We start from the raw sequence: 12,373 nt of genomic DNA, 5'->3' as shown, positions 1-12,373 counted from the left end.
CCATGATGAGGGTCAGCTGAGCGCGCTGCCCTTCTGCCACTGGTCCCACGACATCGCCCAGTCGCCGTAGAGGTCCCAGACCGGCAGCTGCGGGCCACCGGAGTTGGCCACCTCGACCACGTCGCCGAGGCCGAAGTTGTTGAAGAACCACTCGGCGTTCGCGGCGTTGAGGTTGATGCACCCGTGCGAGACGTTCGAGTTGCCCTGGCTGCCGACGCTGTTCGGGTTCTCGTGCACGAACTCGCCGTCGTTGGACATCCGCTCGGCCCAGTGCTCGTCGGAGCGGTACCACTTCGGGTCGCCCTGGCAGACGCCGTAGGTGCAGGAGTCCATGGTGTAGTTCTGCGCCTTGAACGAGATCACGTGCGGGCCCTGGTGCGTCGGCGTCGCGTCCTTGCCCATCGAGATGGGCATCGTCTTCACCATCTGTCCATTGTGGAAGATCTGCATCTGCTCGGTGTTGCCGTCCGCCTTGGCGATCCACGAGTCGTGCACGTGGTAGGTCTCCGTGCGGTCCGACGCCCCGTACACGCCGTTGCCGAAGTCGACGCCGTAGATCTTGGCGCTCACCGTGAGCGTGGTGCCCGGCTTCCAGTAGGACTTCGGCCGGTAGTGCACGTTCTTGTCGTCGACCCAGTACCAGCTGCCCTCCTGCGCCGGGCTCGACTTGACCGACAGCTGTTTCTCCACGTCGGCCTTGTTCTTCACCGGGTAGCTGAACTGGAACACGATCGGCTGGCCGACGCCGACGCCGGTCGACGCGACCGAGGACGGGGCGGGGATCAGGTTCGCGTTGGCCTGCTTCGACGGCGACAACGTGCTGACGGTGCTCTGCTGGTCGACCGTCTTGCCCGCCGGGTCGGCCGCGTGCGCGTCGATCGAGTACTTCGCGCCGTAGCCGAGGACGTCGGTGGACGTCCAGGTCGTCTTGTCGGCGGAGAGGGTGCCGTTGACCTTCGTGCCCTTGGTCGTGTTGGTCACCGTCACCGCGCTGATGGTGCCGCCCGAGGCCTTCACGACGATCGGGGTGGTCGGGCTGACGTTGGCGGCGTCGGCGGGCTCGATCGAGACCGTCACCGCGGCGCCCGCCTCCGACGACACCGGGGCGCTGCCGGGGTTGCCGTTGTTGGAACCGCTGCCCGAATCGCCGGAACTGCACGCCGAGAGCGCGAGGACGCTCACCAGTAACCCGGTGAGCGCGCCGGAACGGACTCTGCCGGACAAACTTAAAGGCTTGTTCAAGAACATCAGGTCTCTTTTTGGAGGTCGGGAGGAGCGGGCTGGTGCTTCAAAGTACCGCGCTGACAAAGACGCCCCACCACGTGGTTTGTTGCAACGGAGTGGCGTGCGTCACCACTCGTTCTCGGCGCCTGACACGATTTTCACACCCGGTCCTCCGTAAAGGCCGGGACCGTCGACGGTCAGGCCGTCGAGGTATACCCGGGCGGCCTCGTAGGCACTCGCGGTGAGTTCCGCGGTGTGACTGAAATCCAATGGGCTCAGCCGGACCGGGACCGGCCCCGGCAGGTAGACGACCGGCACCTGCGCGGCCGCGACGGGCGCCTCCAGCACGGCCTGGTTGCGCATGCTGATCATCGCCGTGTACATCAGGACCTCGGCGAAGCTGTGCGGGGGCGAGGGGATCTGGCCGGGGAACGCGCAGTCGAGCACGACGAGCGACCTGGCGCCCATGCTCAGCGCCTGGCGCATCGGGACGTTCGCCACGAGCCCGCCGTCGTAGAGCAGGCGGCCGTCGTGCTCGACGGGCGGGTAGATGCCGGGGATCGCGGCGCTCGCCAGCAGCGTCGGCAGGAGCTCGCCGGCGCGGATCAGCCGGGGCCCGGCGGTTTCGACGTCGGTGGTCACCACGCCCAGGGGCAGCTTGAGGTCCTCGAACCTGGTGCCCTCGCCGAGGTGTTCGCGGACGATCGTGGCGAGACCGGTGTTGGGGAACAGGTGCGTCTTCGCGTGCCGCAGCGTGCGGACCTGGCTGAGCACGCCACCGGGAAACGCCTCGTGCCGGGTCAGGTGTACCCAGATCTCGGGCAGGCGCCGCGCGGCGTCCTCCGGTTCGAGGGCGAGGAAGGCGCCGTTGAGCGAGCCGACGGACGTGCCGGTGACCAGGTCGGGCCGGATGCCGCGCTCGTCGAGGGCACGCAGCATGCCGACCTGCATCGCGCCCAGACTGCCCCCACCGCCGAGCACGAACCCGACGGGCTGCGGCAGTGCGAGTTCGGCCATCCTCCTCACCCCTCCCTGCCGCTCATGGTCCTCCCGCCCGCTCGACCGCGGCCATCCGTCGTGAGGAGAACGACTCGTTCGTGCCGGGATGGGGGTTCCCTGATCGCTACTGATGGGTAACACTCGTCACAAAGGTCTTGACGGCGATCTCGAGGAGGTGCCCTGGTGACGACGCAACCCAAGGTGACGGAGAAGGAGGCCCGCGCCCTGGCCGAGGAGTCCCGGGAGAGCGACTGGCACAAGCCCTCGTTCGCCAAGGAGCTCTACCTCGGCCGGTTCCGGCTCGACCTGGTGCACCCCCATCCGCGCCCCACGGCCGAAGCCGCCGTGAAGGCCGAGAAGTTCCTCGGCCAGCTGCGCGAGTACTGCGCGACGATCGACGGCAGCGTCATCGAACGCGAGTCGCAGATCCCGGACGAGTACGTGAAGGGGCTGGCCGAGCTGGGCTGCTTCGGCGTCAAGATCCCCGAGGAGTACGGCGGTCTCGGCCTGACGCAGGTCGCGTACAACAAGGCGCTGGCGCTGGTCGGCTCGGTGCACCCGACGCTGGGCGTGCTGCTGTCGGCACACCAGTCCATCGGTGTGCCGGAGCCGCTCAAGCTCGCCGGCACGCCCGAGCAGAAGGCCGAGTTCCTGCCGCGCTGCGCGAAGGGCGCGATCACGGCGTTCCTGCTCACCGAACCGGACGTCGGCTCCGACCCGGCCCGGCTCGCGACAGCCGCCGTGCCGACCGAGGACGGCGAGGCCTACGAGCTGGACGGCGTGAAGCTGTGGACCACCAACGGTGTCGTGGCCGAGCTGGTCGTCGTGATGGCGCGGGTGCCCAAGTCCGACGGGCACCGCGGCGGCGTGACGGCGTTCATCGTCGAGATGGACAGCCCGGGCATCACCGTCGAGCGGCGCAACGCGTTCATGGGCCTGCGCGGGATCGAGAACGGCGTGACCCGCTTCCACAAGGTGCGCGTGCCGAAGGAGAACGTGGTCGGCGGCGAGGGCAAGGGGCTGAAGATCGCGCTCGCCACGTTGAACACCGGTCGCCTGTCGATCCCGTCGATGTGCGCGGGCGCGGGGAAGTGGTGCCTGAAGATCGCGCGCGAATGGTCGTCCGAGCGGGTGCAGTGGGGCAAGCGGCTCGGCGACCACGCGGCTGTGGCGAACAAGATCTCGTTCATCGCGGCGACGACCTTCGCGATGGAGAGCGTGCAGGAGCTGTCCGGCCACATGAGCGACGAGGGCCGCAACGACATCCGCATCGAGGCGGCGCTGGCGAAGCTGTGGGCGAGCGAGATGTCGTGCAAGGTCGCCGACGAGCTGCTGCAGATCCGCGGCGGCCGAGGCTACGAGACCGCCGCGTCGCTGGCGGCCCGCGGTGAGCGGGCGGTGGGTGTCGAGCAGCTGGTGCGGGACCTGCGGATCAACCGGATCTTCGAGGGATCGACGGAGATCATGCACCTGCTCATCGCCCGCGAAGCCGTCGACGCGCACCTGTCGGCAGCGGGCGCGCTCGCCGACGCCGAAGCCGATCTGCAGGCCAAGGCGAAGGCGGCGGCCAAGGCGAGCGGGTTCTACGCGAAGTGGCTGCCGCAGCTGGTGTCCGGCAAGGGCAACGTGCCGACGTCGTTCCGCGAGTTCGGTGCGCTCGCCCCGCATCTGCGCTACATCGACCGGACGGCGCGGAAGCTGGCGCGCTCGACGTTCTACGGGATGGCCCGCTGGCAGGCGGCGCTGGAGAAGCGGCAGGGCTTCCTCGGGCGGATCGTGGACATCGGGGCGGAGCTGTTCGCGATGGCGGCGAGCTGCGTGCGGGCCGAGATGCAGGACACCGAGAGCGCGCGGGAGCTGGCGGACGTGTTCTGCCACCAGGCACGCCTGCGCATCGAGGCCCTGTTCGACGCGCTGTGGGAGAACACCGACGACGCGGACTACGGGCTGACGGCGCGTGTCCTCGACGGCCGGTACACGTGGCTGGAGGAAGGCGTCTTCGACCCGAGCGAAGGCACGGGCCCGTGGATCGCCGACTGGCGCGCGGGCGAGTCGAAGGAGGATTCGGTGGCGCGCCGCGTGCACCGTGGCTGACTGTCACTCGTGCACGAGGGTCGGCCAGGGGCTGCTTCGCTTGAGACACAAGGGGATCGAGCGCCGACGTTCCTGCTCGACCCGGCGATCGGCCCCCGCCCCTGAGCTGTTGTGAGCCTGCGGATCGAGCTGAGCACCGACACCGTCGCGGGGGCGGTGGCCGCGGACGCGCTGGGTGCGGACCGGATCGAGCTGTGCTCGGCCGGTGCGCTCGGCGGGCTGACGCCGGGGCCGGGGTTGCTGGCGGCGGTGTTGTCGCGGTGTCGCCGGTCGGAGGTGCACGTCCTGATCCGGCCCCGGGAAGGCGGTTTCGGCTACGGACCGTCCAAAGTGGACGCCATGCTGGCCGACGTCCGGCACGCGGTGCGCTCGGGCGTGGTGGTCGGCGCGCTGACCGCCGCGGGCGAGCTGGACAGGCCGGTGCTCGCGGACCTGGTCGCGGCCGCCGACGGTCTGCCGGTGACCCTGCACCGCGCGATCGACGTCTGCCGCGACCCGGTGGCGGCCGTCGAGGCGGCGGCCGGCCTGGGTTTCCGGCGCGTCCTGTCCTCCGGTGGCGCGGCGCGCGCCGAGGACGGGGTGCCGGTGCTGGCCCGGATGGTCGCCGCCGCGGGCGACCGCCTGGCGGTGATGGCCGGCGGCGGGATCCGGCCGCACAACGCCCGTGCGATCGCGGACGCCACCGGCGTCCGCGACCTGCACGCCGCCCCACGGCGTCCCGCGCCCGCGGCCGCCCCGTCGGTGGTGGACTACGGCACGCACGCGCTGCTGGACGAGGACGCGGCCCGGGGGTTGATCGCGCTGGCGCACCCGGAGAGCTAGCCGGGTCTAGATCTTCGAGCCCGTGTGCTCCTGCTGCGCCGCCGCGTGCTTCTTGCGCCGGCGGAGGACGAAGAAGATCCCGACCGCCGCCAGGACGGCCAGTATCACGAACCCGCCCGTGCTCATCGCGCTCTCGATCTTCTTCGCCGCCTCGCCGAGGGCGACCCCGATGCTGATGTGCAGCGCCGACCAGCACAGCGCGCCCGCGAACGCCGCGGGCAGGAACTTCCGGTACGGCAGGCCGGAGGTGCCGGCCGCGGCCGGGGTGAGCGTCCGGATCACCGGCAGGAACCGCGCGAAGAACACCGCCCACGCACCGCGCCGGTGCAGGATGCCGGTCGCCCGGTCCCACGCGTCCACGCCGTGCTTCTGGATCAGCTTCGTCTCCCGCAGCCGCGGCCCCCACCGCCGGCCGATCAGGAAGCCGATCGAGTCGCCGGTCGTGGCGCAGACCGTGACCACCGCCCACAGGATCAGGAACCGCGGCACCGTGTGCGCCGTCGTCGCCGCGACCAGCAGGCCCGACTCGCCCGGCGCCAGGAAGCCAAGGCCGATGGTGCACTCCAGGAACACCAGCAGGCCGGTCGCGCCGACCAGTGCCGGCTGCGGAAGGTTCTGCAGCCAGTTCAGGATGTCCGTGACCACAGCTTGCCCCCTGCCCGGTTTGTCGCTGTCGGCAGGTTCCAACCTAGCCGGACCGGCGCGGAGCGACCTCAGGGACGAACCCTGAACTCAGCGGGTCAGCAGGCTGCTGGCCTCCTGCGCGGCGGGCCCGGCCTCCGCCAGGTGCGCCAGGTTCGCCGGCAGCGCCTCGCCGCGGTGCCGCTTCGTCTGCGCGTACAGCCGGCCCGCGCGGTACGACGAGCGCACCAGCGGCCCCGCCATCACTCCGGCGAAGCCGAGCGACTCGGCCACCCGCGAGTGCTCGACGAACTCCTCCGGCTTGACCCACCTGTCGATCGGGTGGTGCCGCAGCGAGGGGCGCAGGTACTGGGTGATCGTCAGGATCTCGCACCCGGCCTCGGCCAGGTCGCGCATCGCGGGCTCGACCTCGTCGGGCGTCTCGCCCATGCCCAGGATCAGGTTCGACTTCGTCACCAGCCCGGCCTCGCGGGCCTTGGTGATGACCTCCAGCGACCGCGCGTACCGGAAGCCGGGGCGGATCCGCTTGAAGATCCGCGGCACGGTCTCGACGTTGTGCGCGAGCACCTCGGGCCGCGAGGCGAACACCTCGGCCAGCTGCGCGGGGTCCGCGTTGAAGTCGGGGATCAGCAGCTCGACGCCGGTGCCGGGGTTGAGCGCGTGGATCTGGCGGACCGTCTCGGCGTACAGCCAGGCGCCGCCGTCCTCGAGGTCGTCACGGGCGACGCCGGTGACGGTCGAGTAGCGCAGGCCCATCGCCTGGACGCTCTCGGCGACCTTGCGGGGCTCGGAGGTGTCCAGGGCGGCCGGCTTGCCGGTGTCGATCTGGCAGAAGTCACAACGGCGCGTGCACTGGTCGCCGCCGATCAGGAACGTCGCTTCGCGGTCTTCCCAGCATTCGTAGATGTTGGGACAGCCGGCCTCCTCGCACACCGTGTGCAGGCCCTCGCGTCGCACCAGGCCCTTGAGCTCGGTGAACTCCGGGCCCATCTTCGCCCGGGTCTTGATCCAGGACGGCTTCTTCTCGATCGGAGTCTCGGCGTTGCGGACCTCGAGCCGCAGCAGTTTCCGACCTTCAGGCGCAACAGTCACGCACGCCAGCCTACGCCCACGTGCCCTGATGAGACCCCTATGCCGGGTCCGGGGTGACGCCCGTCAACTTCGCGGTCAGGTCCCACAGACCGCTGCCCGCCGCGTGGTCGAGCGCGAGCCGCAGCGGCTTCACGAAGGTCGGGCTGCCGCGCAGCTGGAAGCCGTTCGGCGCGATGTAGTCACCGCCGTTGACGTCCGGTGCCGTGGCCGCGTAGAGCTGCGGCAACGCTCCCATCCGGACGCTCTGGGCGAGCAACGTGTCCCCGAGCTTCAGCACGCCGGCCAGCAGCGTCCGCGACACCACGCCCGGGTAGGAGGCGGCCATGGCCGGGGTCAGGTTGGTCGCGGTGTAGCCGGGGGCCGCCGCCGCGCTGAGGACGTCCTCGCCCGCCGCCCGCAGCCGCCGGTCCAGCTCCAGCGCGAAAACCTGGTTCGCGATCTTCGACTGCCCGTAGGCGGCGCCGGGGTTGTAGCGGCGGTGCTCGTAGTTCGGGTCGGTCAGGTCGATCCGGGCGCCGATCGCGGCGAAGCTGGTCACCGTGACGACCCTGGCGTCCTTGCCACCGCGCAGCGCCGGCATCAGCAGCCAGGTCAGCGCCGTGGGCCCGAGGTGGTTGGTGCCGAATTGCAGCTCGAACCCGTCGGCCGTGGCGCCCCGCGGGGTCGCCATCAGGCCGGCGTTGTTGATCAGCACGTCGAGCCGGTCGCCGGTGCTCTCCCGGACCTCCGTGGCGCAGGCTCGGACCGAGTCGAGGGCGGCCAGGTCGAGCCTGACCAGCTTCGGCTCGGTGTCCGCGACGGCCCGGACGGTGCGCAGGGCCTGCTCGCCGCGTTCGGCGGAGCGGCAGCCGAGCAGGACCCGGGCGCCCCTGCCGGCGAGTACTTTCGCGGTCTGCAGGCCGAGGCCGGAGTTCGCGCCCGTGACGAGCACCGTGCGTCCGGACTGATCCGGGATGTCAGCTTCCGTCCACTTCGACATAGGTGGATGGTAGAGCGGCGTGGGCCGGCTACAGGTCACGCACTCGGCGCGAGCATCCGCAACAGCTGCCCGATCGGGTTGCGCCGGGGCGCTTCGATGTCCGGTCCGTGCCGCAGCAGCCCGGTGAACGCGGCGCCCACCTTGGTGATCTCCTCGACCGGTTCGCCCGGCTCGGCCAGGCCCGCGGCGACCGCCAGCATCCGCTGTTCGGCCTCGTGCACCTGGCGCAGCGCGGGGTAGCGGTCGACGTTCGCGTCCAGCACCGCGCGCAGCGTGCGGTGTTTGCGCACGGTCTCGCGCCACGCCCGGGTGACCGCGTCGACGTGGTCGGTCGCGTCCTCGAACTCGGTGCGCAGATGGCCGCCGAGCAGCTGGCTCCAGCGGTAGTGCAGAGCGAGCAGCAGCTGCTCCTCGGTCCCGAAAGCCTCGACCGCCCCGGGGATCTCCGCGAAAGGCAACGGCGCGCGCGGGTCTCGCGCGGCCCGTCGCAGCACCGCGTCGGCAATGTCTCGTCGTTGGTAGAAGTCGTTCCACCCCATGGGTCGCGTCCCCTTCTGTGACCCTGAACATACTCTGGGTTTGGAGCATACTGTCGGTATGGTACCGACACTGCGAACATACCATGAGTATGTGAAGAAGGCGCGAGCGTAAGCTGTGCCGGTGGCGACAATGCGGTCCAGACGACTCGACTACTCGGAGTCCACGCGATCCGCCCTGGTGGACAGCGCGGTCGAGCTGTTCACCGAACGCGGGTACGCCGGTACTTCACTGGACGAGGTCGCCAAGCGGGCTCGGGTTACCAAAGGCGCGCTGTACCACCATTTCAGCGGTAAGCAGGCCCTTTTCGAAGCGGCGTTCGCGCAGGTGGAAAGCGGCGTTTTCGGCAGGCTGGAAGAGATCATGCAAGGCCCCGGCGCGCCGTGGGAGCGCGCGCTGGGCGGGCTGCGCGAGTTCATCTCCAGCTGTCTCGACCCGTCGTACCAGCGGATCGCCATTCACGAGGCGCCGGTCGTGATGGGCTGGGAGCGGTGGCGTGAGGCCGAGGACAGGGCGAGCTTCGGGCTGATCCGCTCGAGTCTCGAGGACCTCATCGAAGCGGGCGAGCTGGACAGCGTGCCCGTGGAGATCACCGCCCGGCTCCTGTTCGGCGCGTTGTCTTCCGCCGCAACGGAAATCGCGAGCTCCCCGGACCCGGAAAAGGTCGGTGCCCAGGTCGAGTCGGTGATCGTCCAGCTGCTCACCCGGGTCCGTCGTACTGGCTAGGGTGGGGCCGTGGACTTACGGATCTTCACCGAGCCCCAGCAGGGGGCCAGCTACGACGACCTGTTGCGCGTCGCCAAGAAGACGGAGGACGCTGGCTTCGACGCGTTCTTCCGTTCCGACCATTTCCTGAAGATGGGCGGGGTGTCCGGGCTGCCCGGCCCGACCGACGCCTGGGTCACCCTCGGTGGCCTCGCCCGCGAGACCTCCCGCATCCGCCTCGGCACCCTGGTCACCGCGGCCACCTTCCGGCACCCGTCGGTGCTCGCGATCTCGGTCGCGCAGGTGGACCAGATGTCCGGCGGCCGGGTCGACTTCGGCTTCGGTGCCGGCTGGTACGAGGCCGAACACACCGCCTACGGCATCGAGCTGCCCCCACTGAAGGAGCGCTTCGACCGCTACACCGAGCAGCTGGAGATCATCACCGGCCTGTGGGAGACCCGCGAGGGCGACACCTTCAGCTTCGCCGGCGAGCACTACCAGCTGGAGGACTCGCCCGCGCTGCCGAAGCCCGCGCAGTCGCCCCGGCCACCGGTGATCATCGGCGGCGGTGGCAAGAAGCGCACCCCGGCGCTCGCCGCCCGCTTCGCCGACGAGTTCAACGCGGCCTTCACCGACGCCGCGACGGCCGCCGCCCAGTTCGACCGCGTCGAAGACGCCGCGCGCGAGATCGGCCGCGACCCCAAGGAGATCACCCGGTCGAGCGCGAAGACCGTCTGTGTCGGCGCGGACGACGCCGAGGTGGCGCGCCGGGCCGCGGCGATCGGCCGTGAGGTCGACGAGCTCAGGCAGAACGGCCTGGCCGGCACCCCCGCCGAGGTGGTCGACGCGATCGGCCGGTTCCGCGAGGAAACCGGCATCACCCGGCTCTACCTGCAGCTGCTGGACCTGTCGGACCTCGACCACATCGACCTGATCGCGTCGGCGATCATGCCGCAGCTGGACTGAGGAAAGACGAACGGCCCGCTCGCGAAAGGCGAGCGGGCCGTCCTCGTCAGGACTGCAGGGCGAAGGTGACGCCGGGCGCGGTGGGCGCCGACGGGCGCGCCAGCCAGCGGTCCTCGCTGACGGGCAGTTCGCCGTCGAGGGCGGCCAGCACGGCGTCCCGCGCCAGCGGCAGCGCCTCGGCGACCGTGACTTCGCGCTCCAGCTCGAACGACAGCGAGGTCACGCCCGCGTCCCGGATGCCGCACGGCACGATCTTGTCGAACGCGCTCAGGTCGGCGTTGCAGTTCAGCTCGAAGCCGTGCATGGTGACGCCACGCTGCACCCGGATGCCGATCGCGGCGATCTTGCGCTCGGGCCCGCGTTCGTCCGCGGGCACCCACACCCCGCTGCGGCCCTCGACCCGGCCGGTGTGCACGCCGAACTGGTCGCACACCTTGATCAGCGCCTCCTCCAGCCGCCGCACGTAGTGCACGACGTCAATGGGGTCGCCGAGCTTGACGATCGGGTAGCCCACGAGCTGACCCGGTCCGTGCCAGGTGATCTTGCCGCCGCGGTCGACGTCGATGACCGGGGTGCCGTCGGCGGGCCGGTCGCCCGGCTCGGTCCGCTTGCCCGCCGTGTACACCGAGGGATGCTCCAGCAGCAGCATCGTGTCGGGTCCGGCGCCGTCGGCACGGGCGGTCACGTACGCCCGCTGCAGCTCCCAGGCTTCGAGGTAGTCGATGGTGCCGATCGGCCGGACATCGACCGGCTCGCCGACGGCACGGCAAGAGGAAACGCTCACAATCGCAGGCTACGCCGCGGGCGGGCGCGCAGACACCGGTCCCGGTAGGAGCCTCAGCACAGCCGCTGCGAGCAGTCCGGTGCCGAGCACGCCGAGCACCGCGCCCACGGTGTCGGACAGCCAGTGCACGCCGAGCAGCAGCCGGGTCAGCGCGACCACCACCGTGGCCAGCCCGAACGCGAGCGCCGCCCAGCGCGTCAGCGTGGGGGCGAGCCAGCGGCACAGCAGCACCACGGCGAGCCCGGCGCTCGCGATCGAGACGACGTGCCCGCTGGGGTAGCTGAACTCGGCGTAGGCGCGCGGCCGGGCGCGCAGGAAGATCGGCTTCGCGACCCAGCTGGTCAACCGCGCCACCCCGTAGACGAGCAGCACCCGCAGGGCGATCCACGCCTCCCGGCGCAAACGGCGGTACCAGGTGAGAATCGCGCCGACGAGCACGCCGATCATCACGGCGGCGGGCACCACCATGCCGAGCAGGTCGCTCACGACGTTCGTCACGCTGCCGAGCGTGCCCCGCCACAGTCCCTCGAACGCCCCGGTCACTGCCAGGTCGATCGCCAGGGGATGCTTCGCGACGGCGAGGCCGAGAGCGATGAACAGGGCCAGGAACACGAGGCCGGTCGCGAGCCCGCGGATCAACGCGCGGCCGCCAGCGCGGTGTCCACTGTGGAGTGTGCGAACGTGTAACCCGCCTCCTGCAGCACAGCCGGCACCGCGCGCTGTGACACCAGGGCCATCTCGTCGGCGGCCTCGCCGAGGGCGAGCTCCAGCGCGGCACCCGGCACCCACCACGGCGCCGGCCTGCGCACGACGCGCCCGAACGCCCTGGTGAACTCGGCGTTGGTCACCGGCTCCGGGCCGGCCAGGTTGACCGGGCCGGCGAGCGTCTCGTGTTCGAGCAGGAAGCGGATGGCCCCGACCTCGTCGCGCTCGCTGATCCACGGCATGTACTGCCTGCCGTCCCCGAGCCGTCCGCCGAGGCCGAGCCGGAACAGCGGCTTCAACGGTCCGAGGAGGCCGCCGCGGCGGCTGAGCACGAGCCCGGTCCGCAGGTGCGCGACGCGGGCCCCGGCGCGCTTCGCCGGGGCGGTGGCCGCTTCCCACGCCTCGCACAGATGTGCCAGGAACCCGTCGCCGCGCGGCGCGGTCTCGTCGAGGACGTCGGCGCCCCGGTCGCCGTAGAAGCCCACGGCCGAGGCGTTGATCAGGGTCGGGACTCGTTGCTCGGCGACCGCCTCGGCGAGCACCTCGGTCGGCTCGATCCGGCTGTCCGCGATCATCTGCTTGCGGGCCGCGCTCCACCGCGTGACGAGCGAGGCGCCACAGAGGTTCACGACGGCGTCGACGCCCTTGAGCGCGGTGTCGTCGATCCGGCCCGCCGGCGGGTCCCAGCTGTACTCGCCGTTGCCGCGCACGAGCCGGCGCACCTCGTGCCCTGCCTCGTGCAGGGCTTCGACCAGGGCATTGCCGATGAGCCCGCGGGAACCCGCGACCAGGACGCGCATGGGTTCACCTTATGCGGAGACGAC

The 12,373-nt window shown here is 70.9% G+C and carries 13 protein-coding genes; 4 read left to right on the top strand and 9 right to left on the bottom strand.

From position 1 onward, the window contains the following. Window positions 1-12: 12 nt before the first annotated feature. Window positions 13-1,248, bottom strand: a complete 1,236-nt coding sequence (locus tag LWP59_RS30885) for a L,D-transpeptidase (RefSeq protein WP_144645317.1) — start codon at window positions 1,246-1,248, stop codon at window positions 13-15. A 102-nt stretch (window positions 1,249-1,350) separates the two neighbouring features. After that, window positions 1,351-2,241 carry a patatin-like phospholipase family protein gene (locus LWP59_RS30880; RefSeq protein ID WP_144645319.1) on the bottom strand — a complete coding sequence of 297 codons (891 nt, stop codon included), beginning with the start codon at window positions 2,239-2,241 and terminating at the stop codon, window positions 1,351-1,353. 165 nt (window positions 2,242-2,406) lie between these two features. Between LWP59_RS30880 and LWP59_RS30875 the strand changes: the two genes are divergently transcribed. Further along, a complete protein-coding gene (locus tag LWP59_RS30875; RefSeq protein ID WP_144645321.1) occupies window positions 2,407-4,317 on the top strand; it encodes an acyl-CoA dehydrogenase family protein in 1,911 nt (636 codons plus the stop codon). Between the two features lie 111 nt (window positions 4,318-4,428). Continuing rightward, entirely contained in the window at window positions 4,429-5,139 is a 711-nt protein-coding gene (locus LWP59_RS30870) for a copper homeostasis protein CutC (RefSeq protein WP_229857793.1), read from the top strand. Between the two features lie 6 nt (window positions 5,140-5,145). Here the strand turns inward: LWP59_RS30870 and LWP59_RS30865 are convergent, their stop codons facing one another. The 4 genes from LWP59_RS30865 to LWP59_RS30850 all read right to left on the bottom strand — a co-directional run bounded on the left by LWP59_RS30865 (window position 5,146) and on the right by LWP59_RS30850 (window position 8,391). Beyond that, window positions 5,146-5,784 (bottom strand): DedA family protein, encoded by a 639-nt coding sequence (locus tag LWP59_RS30865; protein WP_144645331.1) that lies wholly within the window; start codon window positions 5,782-5,784, stop codon window positions 5,146-5,148. 87 nt (window positions 5,785-5,871) lie between these two features. Beyond that, window positions 5,872-6,873 (bottom strand): lipoyl synthase, encoded by a 1,002-nt coding sequence (gene lipA / locus LWP59_RS30860; protein ID WP_144645333.1) that lies wholly within the window; start codon window positions 6,871-6,873, stop codon window positions 5,872-5,874. Between the two features lie 37 nt (window positions 6,874-6,910). Further along, window positions 6,911-7,852, bottom strand: a complete 942-nt coding sequence (locus LWP59_RS30855) for an oxidoreductase (protein ID WP_144645335.1) — start codon at window positions 7,850-7,852, stop codon at window positions 6,911-6,913. A 35-nt stretch (window positions 7,853-7,887) separates the two neighbouring features. Further along, window positions 7,888-8,391, bottom strand: coding sequence for a hypothetical protein (locus LWP59_RS30850; RefSeq protein WP_144645337.1), 504 nt, complete (start codon window positions 8,389-8,391; stop codon window positions 7,888-7,890). A gap of 130 nt (window positions 8,392-8,521) precedes the next feature. On the opposite strand from LWP59_RS30850, the gene LWP59_RS30845 reads away from it, so the two are divergent. Then, the gene (locus tag LWP59_RS30845; protein ID WP_144645353.1) at window positions 8,522-9,115 is read left to right on the top strand and encodes a TetR/AcrR family transcriptional regulator; all 594 of its coding nucleotides are present in this window, start codon (window positions 8,522-8,524) and stop codon (window positions 9,113-9,115) included. A 9-nt stretch (window positions 9,116-9,124) separates the two neighbouring features. After that, a complete protein-coding gene (locus LWP59_RS30840) occupies window positions 9,125-10,060 on the top strand; it encodes an LLM class F420-dependent oxidoreductase (protein ID WP_144645339.1) in 936 nt (311 codons plus the stop codon). A gap of 46 nt (window positions 10,061-10,106) precedes the next feature. On the opposite strand, the gene lipB is transcribed toward LWP59_RS30840, so the two are convergent. The 3 genes from lipB to LWP59_RS30825 are packed head-to-tail and all read right to left on the bottom strand — an operon-like array spanning window position 10,107 to window position 12,349. Continuing rightward, window positions 10,107-10,844, bottom strand: a complete 738-nt coding sequence (gene lipB, locus LWP59_RS30835) for a lipoyl(octanoyl) transferase LipB (protein WP_144645341.1) — start codon at window positions 10,842-10,844, stop codon at window positions 10,107-10,109. A 9-nt stretch (window positions 10,845-10,853) separates the two neighbouring features. Then, complete coding sequence (locus LWP59_RS30830) at window positions 10,854-11,483, bottom strand: phosphatase PAP2 family protein (RefSeq protein WP_144645343.1); 630 nt, start codon at window positions 11,481-11,483, stop codon at window positions 10,854-10,856. Further along, window positions 11,480-12,349, bottom strand: a complete 870-nt coding sequence (locus LWP59_RS30825; RefSeq protein WP_144645345.1) for a TIGR01777 family oxidoreductase — start codon at window positions 12,347-12,349, stop codon at window positions 11,480-11,482. Before LWP59_RS30825 ends, LWP59_RS30830 begins: the two co-directional genes overlap by 4 nt. Window positions 12,350-12,373 lie beyond the last annotated feature (24 nt).

Source organism: Amycolatopsis acidiphila (assembly GCF_021391495.1).
Lineage (GTDB): Bacteria > Actinomycetota > Actinomycetes > Mycobacteriales > Pseudonocardiaceae > Amycolatopsis_E > Amycolatopsis_E acidiphila.
This window is presented reverse-complemented; position numbering and strand designations above follow the sequence as displayed.